This window comes from Shewanella sp. 5S214, from assembly GCF_041439795.1.
In the GTDB taxonomy this organism is placed as follows: Bacteria; Pseudomonadota; Gammaproteobacteria; order Enterobacterales; family Shewanellaceae; genus Shewanella; species Shewanella vesiculosa.
Genome location: NZ_JBGOOV010000004.1, coordinates 56824 through 73555 on the forward strand (window position 1 = coordinate 56824; position 16732 = coordinate 73555).

Here is a 16732-nt window from a genome sequence, read left to right on the forward strand (position 1 = left end):
GACGCGTCTTGAAAATAGACCCGTTCACCCCCATTTAAGTTTCATCGGCAACAGTTATTTTATCGGTCGCCACTCTATCAAAAAGCGATCATTAGAGGCCAATATGTTTTTTATTTTATTGTTAATATTTGTTTTAGTACCCGTTATAGAGCTCAATGTACTCATTGAAGTTGCCAGTTCAATTGGCTCATGGACTACCGTCGCCTTGGTACTTTTTACTGCCGTTGTTGGTGTGTCATTGGTACGTAGCCAAGGGTTAAGCACGTTAATGAGCGTGCAACAAAAATTAGCTCGTGGTGAAGCACCCGGACAAGAAATTGTTGAAGGCATGATGCTTGCCGCCGCCGGGGTGTTATTGCTTATTCCAGGTTTTGTGACCGACTTTATTGGTTTAATTCTATTAACCCCATTAACCCGCTCTCCCATTGCCGCGTTTTTATATAAGCGTATGCAATTGCGTGTGGTCGCCAATGGTGGTTTTAAACCTGGTTTTGGTGGCCAAAGTCCTTTCGGACAATCGGGTCCTTTTGCGGGGCAAAAGCCATTTGATCAACAGGGTAATACCTTCGACGGTGATTTTGAGCATAAAAATGATCGCCCACGTAGCCATCAAATTGAGCATGAGCAACATGATGTTGATGTGAGTGAAAACCCGCCTCAAGATAAGCATGCCAAAACGGATCACAATCAGGATGACGATATTATTGATGTTGAGCCGATTAAGCCAAAAGACGACCATAAACCGTCTTAATCGCACTAAGCGAATTTAATTTTTGATCAACGTTATCTGCAGTGTTGGTTGACGGAATACCGCGTTTTGATGACAGATAAGAATAAGCAGCCGATTGATGCAGATGCATTACTCGGCTGTTTTTATGTTTATTACGGTTTTTATTTTTGTAGCTGAAGCTGCTTGTCTTGCTGCGCGCCTAACCAAAATGCACTAATAATGCTTAAGCCCCAGTTGGCCAAAAACACCCAAGTTAAGGCCGACATGCTGGCACCTGCAGTGTCGAGTGCCGCCCCAGAGACAGCAGCATAAATGGAGCTTAAATCATTGCCAATCTCACCGGCCAAAATTTGCTCAGCAATCACTTGGGCGCGGCTAATTATCTGGTTCATAATCACCAATACGCACAGCAAACTGACACTGATAAACCCCCAGCCGAGTAGCTTTTTCCCTAACCAGAGTTGGCCACTGCCAGGGCAAATAATGCCTGAGAGCATGGCGGCATAAATGGACTTTTTCATCATAAACCAGATTTATTGCGATCAAATATAAGCTTATTAATCACCTTAGCGCGATTAAAAAGCAAGTTCGGCGGCCATTATTAACACAGTTTAATATTCACTGAGGCGAGTGCTTGGCTTGGTTGCATCGACTTGATCGTCCGATGTAGCAGCATCGTCAGATGCGGTGTGATTAGCGTTATCTGGGCAAGGCACAGCATGCTTAATCTTTTCGGGTTCGCTAATTTTAGTCGCCAGATAATAACAAGCTATACCCATTAACGTATTGGCGATGGGGAGTGCCAATAAAATCCCTTTCACGCCCCCAATATAAGAGCCTAGCGCCGCCAGCGGTAGCATCAATAACATTAAGCGGCATAAGTTAATTACCAGTGAGCTCAAGGGTCTATGATAAGCATTTAAGCTAGTGGCAACCATAATCACAATGGCAAGCGGCCCATAAGAGACAGGCAATATCATAATATAAAAACTCAGCCATTCGATAACCAGTGGGTCATGAGTAAATAGCCCGGCAATAGACTCAGCATAAAAATACAGCGGAATAAACAATAACGTTTGAAACACAAACGCAAACCGCAATGACATCAATAAGGCTTTTTTCGCGCGATCATGTTGTCCTGCACCTAAGTTTTGCGCAATAAACGGCATTAAACTCGACGAAAGTGCCATCACCACAATCAACAATACCGATTCTAGGCGAATACCGGCACCAAATGCGGCCACACCAGCATGATCAATTCGGGCCAACATCGCCATAATAATGCCGTTGGCAATCGGATTAATCACATTCATTAATGCTGCCGGGCGGGCAATATGCGATAAGACTTTCCAGTGTAAAATTAACCGGCCAACATCAAAGTCTGCAAACTGCACCAGTTTACGTTTAACAATGATCAGGTAGCCCGACAGCGACATGGCCACCACCCAAGACAGTGTTGTCGCAATCGCCGCGCCTTGGATTTCGAGTCGTGGAAAAGGCCCAATACCGAAGATAAGTAGCGGGTCGAGGATCAAATTAACAATCGCGGCTAACATCATAATTTTAGCCGGAGAATGAGTGTCACCCGTGGCGCGTAATGCTTGATTACCCACCATTAATAACACCAGCGCTGGAGCGCCTAAATACCAGTACCACATGTAGTCATTAATGAGCGGCAAGCTGGCGCTATTAGCGCCTAGTAAACTGAAAACGGGTTCTATAAAGATGCAACCGAGAATCGATAAGCCCCAAATAATCACAAAGGTCATACACAAAGCGTCATATAAAAACACTCTGGATTCGGGCGCATGCCCAGAACCAATCAAGCGACCTAAATTGGTCGACACGCCGGCGCCAATGCCAATACCAATACTGGAAATGACTAAGGTTATCGGGAAGGTAAAGCTGACTGCCGCGAGCGATTCTGTGCCTAACTGACTGATAAAAAAGATGTCTACCAGACTGCCACCAAGAATGGTCATAATCCCAATCAGGTTCGGTAAGGTCATGTTAAGCAGCACACGACCAATTGGCGCTGTGAGCAACCCGTGTCTGTCTTTCATCAATTCTCAGCTTTGATATTTTAACGGAGCCGAATTCTATCAGGATTAGCGTTACTTTAATAAAACAGACTTAAAAAAAGTAGAGTTTTTTTTAAAATTCCCCTTGGATCTGCGACTAACCACCCCCATATCACATGCATCAAGGGGAAAACCCTTATTTGTTAGTCAATAGCCTCGTTTTTTGGGCATCAAATCATTAGGAGAGTTCATAGATGAATATTCGTCCATTACATGACCGCGTTATCGTTAAACGTTTAGAAGTTGAATCTAAATCTGCAGGTGGCATCGTGCTTACAGGCAGCGCAGCAGAAAAATCAACTCGCGGTGAAATCCTTGCTGTAGGCAACGGTCGTATTTCAGAAAATGGCACAGTTACTCCACTTGACGTTAAAGTGGGCGACGTAGTGATCTTCAATGAAGGTTACGGCGTTAAGAAAGAAAAAATTGACGGTGAAGAAGTCTTAATCCTGTCAGAAGCTGACCTGATGGCAGTAGTAGGCTAAGCCTCACGCATCAATCGACTTTCCACTTAATCATTAAATTTAAAGGAACATCAAAAAATGGCAGCAAAAGAAGTCTTATTTGGTAACGACGCACGCGTAAAAATGCTTGCAGGCGTTAACATCCTAGCCAACGCAGTTAAAGTAACCTTAGGCCCTAAAGGTCGTAACGTTGTTTTAGATAAAAGCTTTGGTTCGCCAATGATCACTAAAGATGGTGTGTCAGTGGCTAAAGAAATCGAACTAACAGACAAGTTCGAAAACATGGGCGCACAAATGGTCAAAGAAGTTGCTTCTAAAGCCAATGATGCTGCCGGTGACGGTACCACTACTGCAACAGTATTAGCACAAGCTATTGTTGTTGAAGGCCTAAAAGCAGTTGCAGCGGGTATGAACCCAATGGACCTTAAGCGCGGTATCGACAAAGCGGTTATCGCAGCCGTTGCTGAACTTAAACTACTTTCTCAAGAGTGTTCAGACACTAAAGCCATTGCTCAAGTAGGTACCATTTCTGCTAACTCTGACGAGTCAATCGGCGACATCATTGCCACCGCAATGGAAAAAGTCGGTAAAGAAGGCGTTATCACAGTTGAAGAAGGCCAAGCGCTTGAAAACGAATTAGACGTTGTTGAAGGTATGCAGTTTGACCGTGGTTACCTATCACCATACTTCATCAATAAGCCAGAAACTGGCAGCATTGAATTAGACAGCCCATTCATTTTATTAGTAGACAAAAAAGTCTCTAATATCCGTGAATTGCTACCAATCCTTGAAGGTCTAGCGAAAACAGGTAAGCCATTGCTTATCGTTGCAGAAGACGTTGAAGGCGAAGCATTAGCCACACTCGTTGTGAACAACATGCGTGGCATCGTTAAAGTAGCTGCTGTTAAAGCACCTGGTTTTGGCGACCGTCGTAAAGCAATGCTACAAGACGTTGCAATCTTAACTGGCGGTACTGTTATCGCTGAAGAAATCGGTCTAGAACTTGAAAAAGCGACTCTAGAAGATTTAGGTACAGCTAAGCGCGTCATCATCACTAAAGATAACACTACTATCATCGACGGCAGTGGCGACCAAGTGCAAATTTCTGCACGTGTTTCGCAAATCAAACAACAAGTTGAAGAGTCAACTTCAGACTACGACAAAGAAAAGCTTCAAGAGCGTATGGCTAAGTTAGCTGGCGGTGTTGCAGTCATCAAAGTTGGCGCAGCAACCGAAGTTGAAATGAAAGAGAAAAAAGCGCGCGTAGAAGATGCATTACATGCAACTCGCGCAGCGGTTGAAGAAGGTGTGGTCGCCGGTGGTGGTGTTGCCCTTGTTCGCGTAGCAAGCAAAATTAAAGATGTTGAAGTATTGAACGAAGACCAAAAACACGGTGTAGTGATTGCACTACGTGCTATGGAAGCGCCTTTACGTCAAATCGCAACTAACGCTGGTCAAGAAGCATCAGTTGTTGCTAACACTGTTAAAAACGGTGAAGGTAACTTCGGTTACAACGCGGGTAACGACACCTACGGTGACATGTTAGAAATGGGTATCCTAGACCCAACTAAAGTGACTCGTAGCGCGCTACAGTTCGCCGCGTCTATTGCTGGTCTTATGATCACAACAGAAGCGATGATTGCTGAAGTACCACAAGATTCTGCGCCAGATATGGGCGGAATGGGTGGTATGGGCGGAATGGGCGGCATGATGTAATCTAACTGGTTAAAATCAGTTATAGCGGCGTTACTTTGCCACTCACGTAGAAAAACACTACGCTTCGTGACAAAAAGCCTTGCTCTAAGCTGATTTTTCCTGCGTTAGATCAAGTGTTGTTTCAAGCCTAAAAGCTTAAAGCTAAACTTCTTGTAAAAGAAAAGAGAAAGCCCCGATACCTAACAGTATCGGGTTTTTTTGTTATTGAAAGTAAAAGATGTAATTTAGATTGCTTGCATAAAGTGATTATGCAGTTTTTTCATTATCCCCTCTATCTAAAGAGTCCGTTACAGCTGCCATGGCCTTAGAGGCTTTATTATTTGCATCCTTTAATATTTCTTGTGATTCTCTTTCTAACTTAGCTGTAAGTTTTGTAAATCCAGGTATGTTTTTCAATTTTTCGATTGCATCACCAAGTTTTATGCTCTTTTCCAGTGCGTCCATTAGAGGATGATCAGTTGTTTGATAATCCGAAATTAACTTTCCTGGGTTTTCAGAATTAACGTGAAGCAGATTGAAAAGTAGCTTAACTCTCAATTCATTCGATGTTTCACTATCTCCCAGCTCTTCAATTTGAGTAGCTAAACCCTCGAATGTCTTACTTAGAACAGCCTTGTGGGTATATTCTTCAATTAATCTTTTTGATAATTTCATTTTTTTATTTGAAGAATATGCCATCCAAAGAATAGGAAGATATAGTGGCAATATTGATAAAACTAATTTAGGCGTTTCTGAAATTACTGAAACTAAATCTTTTTCTAAAAAAACTAACAGATAAAAATCTGCAGAAAATGGAATTAGAGAAATACTTACAAGCCATTTTATAGCATTTGAAAAGGTTTTATTGTGGCTGATCAGCTCTGAACTTTCAGAATTTATCTTTTCATTATAAGCTGCACTTAGTCCCGTTGTTAAGGCTGCGGGTAATAAAGTAATGATTTTTTGATAAACTTCAGAATATTGATTTTCATGTTTTTTAATACATTCTTCAGTTTTATTTTTAGTATCTTCTAGTAGTGATTGATAATTGATTTTAGAGTCAGTGTCTATCGCTTGTAAATGATCATTTAACTCTGAAATATTATTTTTTAGCTCAACATAAGTTGATTCTAATTGATCTTTCATCCCATCGATTCTTTGAGATTCTCCATCCTCATTTTCGGTGTCATAGCCTATAATTTCATCCCTTAATTCTTTTATTTTGGCATGGTTTGTTGTTATGTTTTTCAATATTCCTTGAGCTCTTGAATCTATTTCGTTTAATGCTTCTAGTTGTTTATCTGCCGAATCAATACGTTCTTCAAGATCGTTGTTCAGATCAAGTAGCTCTATTGTTGCATTAATTCTTTCTTCTAATTTATTGTGCATGATATTAATTTCGTTAAGCAGATTTTTACCTTGAGTAAAATTTTGATCATAAAAATCAATCTTTTCATCTAAACTTGCAACTGTATTTTTAGTCTTTTCTAATAGTAAATCTAACTCAATGTTCGTTCTCTGAATTTCTTGATGTAGATTTTCTACATCTTCCTTTGTTCTCTGAATTTTACCGTTATGTTGTGCTGCTGATCTTGCGGCATGCTGAGCATTCTTTTGACTTTCTGAAGGCTGTATAGTTTTTTCTTTTAATAATTCAATTTCTTCTTTTTGTGCACTAATTATTGAACTTAGAACCTCATTAGATTTTTCTAGAGGTACTAAACGTTGCCATAATTGTCCTATTTCAGTAGCATTACTTTTCTCACTTCCAAACATTTTTTATCTTCCTTAATTAATTCTGTATTTATTGAGATGATTTAACTATATACAAGTGAAATCAAAGTAAATTTTTTACCATCTAAATAATCTGCTTTTCAAACCCACAATCCACACAATTCAATGTGTAGGTTTCTTTGCGCTTAGTGACTTTGGTATTTTTACTCGTGCATTGTGGGCATGGTAATTTCATCGATGTATTTTTGCTGCATTGGTTACAGTTGATGTAGTAACCGAATTTGCCATACATCGGGGTGTATTGTGTTGATTCACCGCAATGTTTGCAGCTTATTATGGGGTGTTGCTCAGGCGCGAATGCTGCTACAGGTGCAAGTATTGCGACAGTAGATTGAACTAAATGATGAGTGGGTGCTGATGCTGGTTTAGGCCCTTGCTCAAGCTCTGGTGTGTTCGGTATCGCTTGGGTTTGCTTTAATCCCACCGGAGCATTATTAGCCTGCTGAGTATTTGAATCGATATGTTGGCGAATAAGAAATTGGCCGATTGAATTGAGTTCTTGTTGACTAAAGTCTGGTCGAGTGTCGGTGACACTGACCAAGCGGATCAGTTTGTGTTTAAGATTCATGATATTTTTGAGCTCATCGACCAAAAATTCAGTTTTATACAGTTTGTCCGAAATCCCTTTGGGCATGGTTTTTCGGTCGATCACAGCATTACTGGATACCGCACATAAATAATGCCAGCAGCGTCCATTGAAGCCTTGCTGCTTTATACCCAGTAACTTACCTAATATGTCATTCTTGTGATGCTTGAGCATTTCTTGCAACAAGGCTTGTTGCAGCTCAACTTGCTTGATGGGCGAAGACATACCTGACCATTGGTTGTTATAACTGCGTGTCCATTCGCCTTGGTTGTTCACTTTAACGTGACCTTTAATGCTTTTTGATTCTATTAGCACAAAGCCATAGGTATAAACGATCAAGTGATCGATTTGAGCCGTTTCATCATTAAAGCTAAATTTGAAGTCGTTAATAACCAGTACTTCAGGATGATCTTTAAATGCACGGCGTAAGAAGAAAGCTACATCCTGTTCCTGTTTTTGACCCGCAATCGTTTGCGGCGTTTTGGTCATTTGTAGTGTTTTAGTTTTAAGAATCATTTACCAACAGCATCCATTCATAACTTGATAATAATCAAGCTCATAATATCTATGATGCTGATAAAAAAGCCAGTGTTAATTTTAAACGTAGGGCGTAATCGATTCGATAGTGTAACAACTTACACTTATAACTCGTTTGGCGACTTAGATAATTAAAAAGTGTACTTAACTACACTTTTGTTGATCTTGACAGGGGAGATTACAGTAAAGTGTAGGTTGTTACACTTTACTGTTGAAATATCAAGCATTCAGAGCTAAAGTGTAGCAAAGTACACTTTGGACTAACGTTATGACACCTGCACTCAATCAACAATCCTTGGGTTTACTCATTAAAGAAACCAGAAACAATGCGGCACTGACTCAAGATGTGGCGGCGATGCTGTGTGGCGTGACCAAAAAGACGTTAATTCGTGTCGAGAAAGGCGAAGATGTTTATATCTCGACAGTGTTCAAAATTCTTAATGGCTTGGGGATTAGCATTTTGGCGGCGCAGCCCAGTGATGCAGACTCTAATGGCTGGTACTAATGATGAGTACAGCTGAAAAACTGACTTTGGATATGCATCTTGGCGATCAGATAATTGGTGAGCTGTCATTTGACCCCGCGACCGAGACATTCACTGTTCAATACACCCATGATTGGCAACAAAGGGGGTTTCCCATTTCGCCGATGGTCCCCTTAGATGGAACCGCTAACAGCCATCAAATTGCGATGTTTTTAGTAAACCTATTACCCGAAAATAAAGGCTTAGAATACTTAATTGAATCGCTAGGGGTATCTCGTGGTAATACGTTTGCCCTTATTCGTGGTATCGGCCTTGATACCGCGGGTGCCATCACTTTTTCGCCAAAAGGAATATTGCTACCGGCAACAGCCTTAAGGGAGATAAGTGCTGATGAAGTGATTAAGCGAATTGAAGATCCTCAGCTATGGCCAATGGAAGTGTGGGATGGAAAACCAAGGCTGTCAGTCGCAGGGGTGCAGTCCAAACTAAACCTGTTTTATAACGGCAAAACTTTTGGCTTTGGTGACGGTTCGCTTGCATCCACACATATTTTGAAGTTTGCGCAATACCGTCATTTAGTGATTAACGAGTTTCTTACCATGCGCTTGGCTAAGGCTATTGGTAACGATGTTGCTCATGTCGATATTGTCGAGTTTGGTCAACACAAATCCCTTTGTGTCGAACGCTTTGATCGTCGTTATATGCCTGAGCCTCAAAAAGTCTTGAGACGGCACATGATTGATAGCTGCCAAGCGTTGGGTTTCAGTGTTAACAAAAAATACGAACGTAACTTTGGGGCAGGTCGTGATGTGAAAGGTATTCGAGAGGGCGTAAGCTTTGCTCGTTTGTTTAGCCTCGCCAGTCAGTGCACTAATCCTGCAGCGGCTAAACAAAATATGCTGCAGTGGGCTTTATTTAATTTACTCAGCGGTAATGCTGATGCCCATGGCAAAAACTACTCATTTTTCATGACTCCCACAGGTATGGTACCGACCCCGTGGTATGACTTAGTCAATGTGGCAATGTATAAAGATTTCGAGCAAGAAATGGCAATGGCTATCGATGATGAATTCGACCCTAATAAGATTTATGCTTATCAACTGGCCTCGTTCGCCGAGGAACTGAATTTACCACGAGCCTTATTAGTCAGTAATTTAACAAAGATGGCAACTAAAATAGAGCAAGTGATAGATGATGTGATTGCGATGCTGCCAACGCTTGATGAAGATGAGCATGCTTTTGTGGCAGATTATCGCCAGCAACTCATGACAAGGTGCCAACGCTATCTTGATATGACGGCTGAAGTAAAGGCTGTTGAGTTGTAATAATAAAGTGAATGTAATTTAGTTGAGTCAGATTTAGTGGTACCTCTGCTAATTTGATATTATGCCTTTGAGAGGTGATCAATAAAATGATTGCTCTATTCAGCTTTGGATATCTACAATCGCTCAAAGATTCCCTGACGAATAATGAATCTATTCTAAAACTATCATAAGTAATTGTTTTTAATTTTAAAGCTATCATTTCTGATGATTTAACCTGTTTACTATTTCAAGTATATTCTTTCTACAGATTTTCTAGATTTTGTTTAGATGCACTAATAAGTTACAAATTTTATAAGTCAGTGCTAATTAAAACGTTTAGACATTTACAAGGAGTAACAATGGCTAAGTTAATAATCACTCAATCTGTAGGGGTGGGCGGTGTAAATACACCAAATGATGTGAAAGCCGTGCAGGGAGCACTAAATAATTTATTAGGACTTATACCACCCACAAGAAAACTGGTTGAGGACGGTAGATTGGGTTCTCGTCCAGAGCATTCAAAAACAGTCGCAGCGATTAAGATATTTCAAAGTAAATCTGTTGGCATGGTTCGTCCTGACGGAAAAATCGATGCAAACGGCCGCTCTCATCGTAAGTTTAACGAAAAATTAAGTGCACATTTGGCGACTGCAGTGCTACCTATTTCAGGCTCACTCAAAGTGATTTTGAAGAAAAATCTAGAGAAATATGAGGGGCGTGTACCGCATATGTATTTAGATACTGTTGGTAAAGTCACTGTAGGTGTTGGGCATATGATGACAGATGTTCAGGCTGCTCAAAAGGTACCTTTTGTTGTTAGTAGTACGCGTGTGCCCGCAACCGCTCAGCAGATTGAAGATGAGTTTAACCTCATAAAAGCACAATGGGTTAGAGTTCAGGGCGCACAGAAACTACCTAATGCTGCTTATTACAAAAAATTTACTAAGTTGGAACTTCTTAATACAGATATTGATGTAATTAGGGACTCTCATATTGTAAATTTTGAAAAAGAGTTAAAAGGTCTCTATGGATACTCTACGTTCTCGGCTTACCCTGACGATGTTAAGCTAGCATTATTTGATATGATTTTTAATCTTGGATTGACAAAGTTGAGTGGTAAATTTGTTAATTTTAATACACATATCAAGGCTGGTGATTTCAAAAAAGCGGCATTGGAATCTAATCGACATCAGCTTAGTACAGATCGTAATTTTTATGTGCGTAATTTATTGAGTAATGCAAAATGATAATAAAAGTAATGTTAGTAGTAGGAGCTGTAGCTGTATTTGGGATTGGGTGTGTGAGTGCAACTGGAAATATCGCACCATTATTACCATTAAATGCAGGTGAGTTTTTCCTCGAACAAACAAGGGAAATACACAATGCTGATGACTTCAAACTTTTACATAAAGACATATGGGGTTATGAAACAGAGCTGAAACATAATCACCATAAGAAGTTAACGGTTAATACCTGCGCAGATTTAGTTGCGAGTATAGATTTAGGGTATGAAGCTTCGCAGTCTGCGGATTATGGGGCCGTTATAATAGATTATAAAATATGTAAGTCATGGCAAGAATTATCCCTGTTTAAACCATCACATCAAAGCTACCTTGGTGTTGTTAATTTGGACAAAAACTTTGCCAAACGTGTTCCGCCGCAATTAGCTTTAATTATCTCGAAGGATGATGAGCGTCGTCTGGTTGTAGCCACAAATTGGGATGAAATGAGTCATATCGTGAAGGTGGAAGCCATCGATGAAACTAGCGCAATTTTTGTTGATAATTCTGGAGGATCGCAAAGGCTTAATATAAGAGCTAAAGGTGACTATAATGGTGACGGTATTGAGGATATGCTTTTGAGCACCAGTAATACCGTCGAAGGTGGGAGCTACCATTCAGTAGATTACTTCATTCTTACGCGTCTATCTTCAGAAGCACCTTTTACCTTGTTAAAGCAGTGGTAGTAAAACCAGCCCCCATTTTATAGGGGCTTATTTTAAATTCTGTAATTACTTGCGGGTAATCTTATCCAGATATCCCATGGCGAAGGCCGATAACACAAAGGTGATGTGGATGAGCAAATACCACATGATTTTGTCGTTTTCGATGTTTTCGGCATTCATAAATACTTTGAGTAGGTGAATCGATGAAATCGCCACAATAGAGGCGGCCACTTTGTTTTTAAGTGAACCTGAATCCATCTTGCCTAGCCAGCTGAGCTTTTCACTGTTTTCGCCCACATCAAGCTGTGATACGAAGTTTTCATAACCTGAAAACATCACCATGATGAGCAGGCCCCCGACTAAGGTGATGTCGATGAGTGATAGGGTGATCAGCACCAAATCAACTTCTGCGATGGTGAAAATAATGGGTATGATGTGAAAGATCTCTTGAAAGAACTTTATGCCTAAGGCGAGTAAGACTAAGCTTAATCCTAAATAAATAGGCGCCATGATCCAGCGCGATGCATACATCAATCTTTCAAACACTTTTTCCATAAAAAATTTAACCCTTCAGATAAAATACGCTAGAAATCAATCGAACCACTCATGGTAAAACAATAACATGATGAACTTTAGCTGTGCTTGCATACTGTGGCAAGCATGTTGAGGTGTCATCTATACGCTTTGCGCGATGCATAGTGTATTTCATAATGTCTGTAGACGTTAGGTTTTTGTGGGGGTGAGCCTAGGGGAAAGTCATTTTTTGGCCGCAAACCTTATAAGAGCTTGATATGGGTAATGTGAGTTATTCGATGTCGATAACGGTTGTTTGTGTATTTATACCCCCTGTTGATTTAGCTAAAGCGAATAAAATCAATTGATTAATCAGTATGGTTACCGTTAACTAAATCCGTCTTTGTCCCTGTTTTCTAAAGGTTTTAGCATCAAAGTCGATATAAATATTAGCCTGCTATGCAAGGAGCAACCATTGAATATTTTAGGCGTAAACTCAACGACTTCGGTGACAGATAACCTGCAAAAAGTGTCAGTTAGATTACGGTCTACTATTGCACCACAGGGGACATTGAACACTCAAGTTGAAGCGACAGATAAGGTGTCTATTTCAAATGAGGCGCAAAAAAAGCTGTCTTCTGAATTAAGTTCTACAATGCGTAATAATGCACGTGGTGCAACATCTCCGCAGACAAAGCAAGTCGATACGCGCACTGAAATAGAAAAGAAAATTGATCAGTTAAAAGAAGATATTAAAGAGTTACAAGCGCAACGTCGAGAGTTGATTGGTGACAATTCAGAAGAAGCTGAATTGCAGCGAAAAGTGTTAGATCATCAAATTACTATGCTTAATACACAGCTCATTTCCTTATTTAAAATACAAAAGGAAGCGCAGAAATAATTTACTGGTGTTAGAGCATGACGTATGTGACAGAGTGTAATCGGCAAGCGTAAACGGTATTGCGCCATCCTCATTTATTCTGTTTTGCTCCTAAATATTTAATTGCTCCATTTAATGTTTTCTCATTAATGACCTGTAATTCGGCTCGGATATTTTGCTTATGCTCTCCGTTCAAGTGCAGCCGGTTACATATTGTTTACATAAGGTGTTGCGTTTATCATCGGTATTCGCCGACGTATTTATGGAATAACATAATGGAATATCGCAAAATGCTGCTGGTCGCCAGCACCTCTCTTCTGTTAGCTGCCTGCAGCCACCACACGTTCAAAATACCTGAAGCTCAAACTCAACATCATCAAGCTAATCCTTCGGACCAAATAGTCTGGGCTATTAATAGTGGCGGCGATGCCTATCTTTCTTCAGACGGGATTCAATATCAGGCTGACGCTATAAAAATGGCCAGTGGCGATGCGAGTCATGTTGTTATCGCCAAGGGGACGATACTTGGCACTCAAGATCCAAACTTGTATTTGTCTTCTCGCCAGGGTGAAACTATTGCTTACCAGCAGCCACTAGCGAATGGTACTTATAGTGTGACGTTACGCTTTGCCGAAGACCAATGGACTCAGGAAGGCAAAAGACAGTTCTCGGTGTGGATTGAGGGCCAGCAGCGTATTCCTGTTATTGATGTCGTTAACGATCGCGACGGGCGTAATATGACCTCCTATGACATCAGTGTGCCAAATGTTGAGCTTGCAGATGGTCAATTGAATATTGATTTCAAAGCCGCAACCGGCAACGCCAGCATTAGTGCCATTGTGGTTCGTAAACCTTATCAGGTAGATAAAGACTGGCAACTGCTTTGGCAAGATGAGTTTAATCAGGATGGCCGAGTCGATGAGAATAAGTGGAACTATGAGCTGTGGGCACCCAAACGCGTTAATGAAGAACTGCAACGCTATACTGATCGCAGCGAAAACGTGCGTCAACAAGGCGGAAATTTGATCATTGAAGCGCGACGTGATTTCTTTCAAGGTGATGAATACTCGTCGGCGCGCATTACTTCAGCCGGTAAAGGCGATTTACTTTATGGGCGAGTGGAAGTGAGGGCTAAACTGCCTGACGGCTTAGGCACTTGGCCAGCGATTTGGATGATGCCAAGTGATTTTGATGCTTATGCCGAACCCTGTGAAGATTCTACCGATGAGCAAAAACTGTGTAATAGCTGGCCGAATTCTGGCGAGATAGACATTTTGGAACACGTTGGTTTTGATGAGGGGCGCATACATTCTACTATGCACAATAAAGCCTTCTTCTGGAAAAACTTTAAGCAACGCAAAGGCGCGCTTTATGAGCCGGATGTTACCCATAACTTTCATCTGTATGCGATGGAATGGAGCCCAGAGCGCATAGATGTGTTTATCGATGACACTCTATATTTTTCGTATATCAATGATCACCAAGGCTGGCAATCATGGCCGTTTGATAAACCGTTTCATGTCATTCTTAATATTGCCGTAGGCGGTGGATGGGGAGGTATTAAAGGGGTTGCTGACGATATCTGGCCGAAACAAATGCTAATTGATTACGTACGTTTGTATCAAAAAAAGTCACTAACCTGAACTCGGACCGATTGATATTTTGAGTGCTCTTTAGCAAAACCTCAACAGATAAAGTGGCATTAATTCAATGCAATTAGATAGGTACATCGAAAAAGTGTTAGATAAAGACTAGCGATAAAATTGAGCGAAGTGATTAATAGACACATCGAATAATAGATACCTTTACCATTAAGAAGAGATCCGTCAGGGTAAACGTTATAGCCATTTAAATAATCTGCTGATTATCGCAGCCATTTTTAATCTAGGCCTCAGGTTGGTTGATTACACTTGTTACTTAGTGATGTATTTTAACTTTAAAAGAAGGACTTATCGTTATGGATAAACATAATTTACACGCAGCTCGTAAAATACCTTGGGTTGCGATAAGTGTCATTGCATCCATAGCTTTGCTGCTTGGACTCTTGCTCATGCTGATGCCCAAGGGATTTAAAGGTACTCACGAGCAAATCGGTACGGGTAAGCCTGCGGTAGTCTTTGTTTATAATCCTAACCTTGTGTCGAGTACCACCCAGACTGAACAGATGAATGAAGCTCGCTCTCATCTTGGTGATAACGTGTTTTTTCTGCTTGCCAGAGAAGCTACTCCTGAGGGAGAGGCGTTCATCGCTAAATACCGAGCGAGACCTAATGAGCTATTACTCTTTGACTCAGCAGGAGTCCTAATTAAAAGACAAGCTGCGGTGATAGGTGCGAATGAGCTCATGCTGTGGGTACGTTAGCCATTTAACGTAATAGTTATCAGTGATTAATTGAGAGATTAAGTGGGGCTGAGTCTACTTTTATCTAGCCTGCATCGGTGATAACTCTATTGTTTTAGCGCTCTTTTTATCAAGCTAAACGTCGTAGTAAAGTATCTTGTCCTAACATGATTACATATATGGCTAGCTTGAACGACTAAGCTGATTTAGGATTAATAACCTAAAATTTAAATATGAAAAAGCTTTGATATTTAATGGTATCGAGGCTTTTGGGTATTGGTAGAGTGTACTAAGTTCATCGTATTTATAGTCATTTTTTAATTTTGATTCCGAGCTCACTCGTATGTGCACTGGTTATAAGTTGTTGCTTTAGTGAGAGAGAGCTTTCAAAATGTCACTTCGATCTATCGAAGGCTTCTTCGCTTGTAAATGAATAACAAAGTCATATGCATTCATGTCGAACTGGGTATTTTTTTGTTTAGGGTCTGCGCCGCGAAGGATCAAAAAATTGACTAGCTTACTATCATTAAGCAATAACGCTGCATGAAGTGGTGGTAGACGACTAATCGTACTCGGTGCGTTCACCGAAGCCCCATTTTCAATAAAACTGTCTAAGTAGAGGTACTTTTTATCTTCATTCCTAATCCCAAATAGGGTTGCGATGCCTCCTCTCGATTCCAACTCTTTGATGTCAGAATTCATTAGTCTAAAATTCATTAAAAAAGTATGACAAACTGCATGAGGAATATACAGACCATCTTCACCGGCACCACACAGAATGACATCTTCAATCTTCCTGTTCGATAATGTGTAACTAGCACCAATGGCATAAACTACAGTAAGTGTCACAATACCAATGAATAAAGTTTTAGCCTTCATTTTTAACCCCATACAATCTTATTATTACTATGAAGAGCCAGTATTCCAAAGTGGGGAGTATCCGTCTTCGCGACGCCGTTAGCATGCATTTTTAATACGCTCAAAAAACTAATTGATAGCTGATTACGTACTATGTCGTAAATTTGAATACGCATTAAGTCGTTAGTTGATGCATGGCTAAACCAATGTTTGAGTGACTTTCTTCCAAACTTAATAATCACTTTTTTGACTCCAGCGGTAGGATTCATCAATGACCCAAATAAAGCATCAAGAAACCCCATTGCATATGAGGAGTCTACAGCTTCCAGTAACAATCCTTGAGCAAAACCACGCACAGCATCGGTAATAATCAATTCATCGATCAATTCATGTTGATTCATAAATATAAACTTTAGAATAATGACGGTTTCATTTTCATCAAAAAGAAGCTCGTCATTATCAAACTGTTTAAGGTGTACACTTTTATTTATGATCATCTATCTCCATATAATTCAAAACT

At 40.5% G+C, this 16732-nt stretch carries 17 protein-coding genes; 10 read left to right on the top strand and 7 right to left on the bottom strand.

Translation table 11 applies throughout. From position 1 onward, the window contains the following. The first annotated feature begins 103 nt into the window (after nucleotides 1-103). Nucleotides 104-751 (top strand): FxsA family protein, encoded by a 648-nt coding sequence (locus tag ACED29_RS03620; RefSeq protein ID WP_124015248.1) that lies wholly within the window; start codon nucleotides 104-106, stop codon nucleotides 749-751. Nucleotides 752-891: 140 nt separating this feature from the next. Here ACED29_RS03620 and ACED29_RS03625 read toward each other — a convergent pair whose 3' ends face one another. Further along, nucleotides 892-1251, bottom strand: a complete 360-nt coding sequence (locus ACED29_RS03625) for a hypothetical protein (protein WP_124015247.1) — start codon at nucleotides 1249-1251, stop codon at nucleotides 892-894. Between the two features lie 90 nt (nucleotides 1252-1341). After that, nucleotides 1342-2793 (bottom strand): MATE family efflux transporter, encoded by a 1452-nt coding sequence (locus ACED29_RS03630; protein WP_371697057.1) that lies wholly within the window; start codon nucleotides 2791-2793, stop codon nucleotides 1342-1344. 212 nt (nucleotides 2794-3005) lie between these two features. Between ACED29_RS03630 and ACED29_RS03635 the strand changes: the two genes are divergently transcribed. Together ACED29_RS03635 and groL are read left to right on the top strand one after the other, a co-directional pair. Further along, nucleotides 3006-3296 (top strand): co-chaperone GroES, encoded by a 291-nt coding sequence (locus ACED29_RS03635; RefSeq protein ID WP_124015245.1) that lies wholly within the window; start codon nucleotides 3006-3008, stop codon nucleotides 3294-3296. Nucleotides 3297-3353: 57 nt separating this feature from the next. After that, nucleotides 3354-4991 carry a chaperonin GroEL gene (gene groL, locus ACED29_RS03640; RefSeq protein WP_124015244.1) on the top strand — a complete coding sequence of 546 codons (1638 nt, stop codon included), beginning with the start codon at nucleotides 3354-3356 and terminating at the stop codon, nucleotides 4989-4991. Between the two features lie 246 nt (nucleotides 4992-5237). Here the strand turns inward: groL and ACED29_RS03645 are convergent, their stop codons facing one another. Further along, nucleotides 5238-6746: a hypothetical protein gene (locus ACED29_RS03645; RefSeq protein WP_371697058.1), complete on the bottom strand. Its 1509-nt coding sequence runs from the start codon at nucleotides 6744-6746 to the stop codon at nucleotides 5238-5240. Nucleotides 6747-6828: 82 nt separating this feature from the next. Further along, nucleotides 6829-7866, bottom strand: coding sequence for a nuclease-related domain-containing protein (locus tag ACED29_RS03650; RefSeq protein WP_371697059.1), 1038 nt, complete (start codon nucleotides 7864-7866; stop codon nucleotides 6829-6831). Nucleotides 7867-8155: 289 nt separating this feature from the next. On the opposite strand from ACED29_RS03650, the gene ACED29_RS03655 reads away from it, so the two are divergent. The 4 genes from ACED29_RS03655 (at nucleotide 8156) to ACED29_RS03670 (ending at nucleotide 11641) form a co-directional block, all read left to right on the top strand. Next, nucleotides 8156-8392, top strand: coding sequence for a helix-turn-helix transcriptional regulator (locus ACED29_RS03655; protein WP_371697060.1), 237 nt, complete (start codon nucleotides 8156-8158; stop codon nucleotides 8390-8392). A gap of 2 nt (nucleotides 8393-8394) precedes the next feature. Beyond that, complete coding sequence (locus ACED29_RS03660) at nucleotides 8395-9696, top strand: HipA domain-containing protein (protein ID WP_371697135.1); 1302 nt, start codon at nucleotides 8395-8397, stop codon at nucleotides 9694-9696. A gap of 338 nt (nucleotides 9697-10034) precedes the next feature. Beyond that, entirely contained in the window at nucleotides 10035-10922 is an 888-nt protein-coding gene (locus tag ACED29_RS03665; protein WP_371697061.1) for a hypothetical protein, read from the top strand. After that, complete coding sequence (locus ACED29_RS03670; RefSeq protein ID WP_371697062.1) at nucleotides 10919-11641, top strand: hypothetical protein; 723 nt, start codon at nucleotides 10919-10921, stop codon at nucleotides 11639-11641. The genes ACED29_RS03665 and ACED29_RS03670 overlap by 4 nt, the downstream gene beginning before the upstream one ends. A 45-nt stretch (nucleotides 11642-11686) precedes the next feature. On the opposite strand, the gene ACED29_RS03675 is transcribed toward ACED29_RS03670, so the two are convergent. Next, a complete protein-coding gene (locus tag ACED29_RS03675) occupies nucleotides 11687-12175 on the bottom strand; it encodes a TIGR00645 family protein (protein WP_124015240.1) in 489 nt (162 codons plus the stop codon). A 433-nt stretch (nucleotides 12176-12608) separates the two neighbouring features. Between ACED29_RS03675 and ACED29_RS03680 the strand changes: the two genes are divergently transcribed. The 3 genes from ACED29_RS03680 to ACED29_RS03690 all read left to right on the top strand — a co-directional run bounded on the left by ACED29_RS03680 (nucleotide 12609) and on the right by ACED29_RS03690 (nucleotide 15375). Then, nucleotides 12609-13034 carry a hypothetical protein gene (locus tag ACED29_RS03680; RefSeq protein ID WP_182741723.1) on the top strand — a complete coding sequence of 142 codons (426 nt, stop codon included), beginning with the start codon at nucleotides 12609-12611 and terminating at the stop codon, nucleotides 13032-13034. A gap of 254 nt (nucleotides 13035-13288) precedes the next feature. Next, complete coding sequence (locus ACED29_RS03685) at nucleotides 13289-14656, top strand: malectin domain-containing carbohydrate-binding protein (protein ID WP_371697063.1); 1368 nt, start codon at nucleotides 13289-13291, stop codon at nucleotides 14654-14656. 407 nt (nucleotides 14657-15063) lie between these two features. Next, nucleotides 15064-15375, top strand: coding sequence for a hypothetical protein (locus ACED29_RS03690; protein ID WP_235781721.1), 312 nt, complete (start codon nucleotides 15064-15066; stop codon nucleotides 15373-15375). Between the two features lie 348 nt (nucleotides 15376-15723). Here ACED29_RS03690 and ACED29_RS03695 read toward each other — a convergent pair whose 3' ends face one another. Both ACED29_RS03695 and ACED29_RS03700 read right to left on the bottom strand, forming a co-directional pair. Continuing rightward, nucleotides 15724-16233: a hypothetical protein gene (locus tag ACED29_RS03695; RefSeq protein ID WP_102037642.1), complete on the bottom strand. Its 510-nt coding sequence runs from the start codon at nucleotides 16231-16233 to the stop codon at nucleotides 15724-15726. 2 nt (nucleotides 16234-16235) lie between these two features. Then, nucleotides 16236-16709, bottom strand: a complete 474-nt coding sequence (locus ACED29_RS03700; protein ID WP_371697064.1) for a hypothetical protein — start codon at nucleotides 16707-16709, stop codon at nucleotides 16236-16238. Nucleotides 16710-16732 lie beyond the last annotated feature (23 nt).

Bases quoted from the DNA above. Each gene is read 5' to 3' on its own strand.
- ACED29_RS03675 (WP_124015240.1), bottom strand. From the start codon at position 12,175: ATGGAAAAAGTGTTTGAAAGATTGATGTATGCATCGCGCTGGATCATG.
- ACED29_RS03690 (WP_235781721.1), top strand. From the start codon at position 15,064: ATGCTGATGCCCAAGGGATTTAAAGGTACTCACGAGCAAATCGGTACG.
- ACED29_RS03660 (WP_371697135.1), top strand. From the start codon at position 8,395: ATGAGTACAGCTGAAAAACTGACTTTGGATATGCATCTTGGCGATCAG.
- ACED29_RS03670 (WP_371697062.1), top strand. From the start codon at position 10,919: ATGATAATAAAAGTAATGTTAGTAGTAGGAGCTGTAGCTGTATTTGGG.
- ACED29_RS03635 (WP_124015245.1), top strand. From the start codon at position 3,006: ATGAATATTCGTCCATTACATGACCGCGTTATCGTTAAACGTTTAGAA.
- ACED29_RS03700 (WP_371697064.1), bottom strand. From the start codon at position 16,709: ATGATCATAAATAAAAGTGTACACCTTAAACAGTTTGATAATGACGAG.
- ACED29_RS03695 (WP_102037642.1), bottom strand. From the start codon at position 16,233: ATGAAGGCTAAAACTTTATTCATTGGTATTGTGACACTTACTGTAGTT.
- ACED29_RS03625 (WP_124015247.1), bottom strand. From the start codon at position 1,251: ATGAAAAAGTCCATTTATGCCGCCATGCTCTCAGGCATTATTTGCCCT.
- ACED29_RS03645 (WP_371697058.1), bottom strand. From the start codon at position 6,746: ATGTTTGGAAGTGAGAAAAGTAATGCTACTGAAATAGGACAATTATGG.
- groL (WP_124015244.1), top strand. From the start codon at position 3,354: ATGGCAGCAAAAGAAGTCTTATTTGGTAACGACGCACGCGTAAAAATG.
- ACED29_RS03650 (WP_371697059.1), bottom strand. From the start codon at position 7,866: ATGATTCTTAAAACTAAAACACTACAAATGACCAAAACGCCGCAAACG.
- ACED29_RS03630 (WP_371697057.1), bottom strand. From the start codon at position 2,793: ATGAAAGACAGACACGGGTTGCTCACAGCGCCAATTGGTCGTGTGCTG.
- ACED29_RS03665 (WP_371697061.1), top strand. From the start codon at position 10,035: ATGGCTAAGTTAATAATCACTCAATCTGTAGGGGTGGGCGGTGTAAAT.
- ACED29_RS03655 (WP_371697060.1), top strand. From the start codon at position 8,156: ATGACACCTGCACTCAATCAACAATCCTTGGGTTTACTCATTAAAGAA.
- ACED29_RS03620 (WP_124015248.1), top strand. From the start codon at position 104: ATGTTTTTTATTTTATTGTTAATATTTGTTTTAGTACCCGTTATAGAG.
- ACED29_RS03685 (WP_371697063.1), top strand. From the start codon at position 13,289: ATGGAATATCGCAAAATGCTGCTGGTCGCCAGCACCTCTCTTCTGTTA.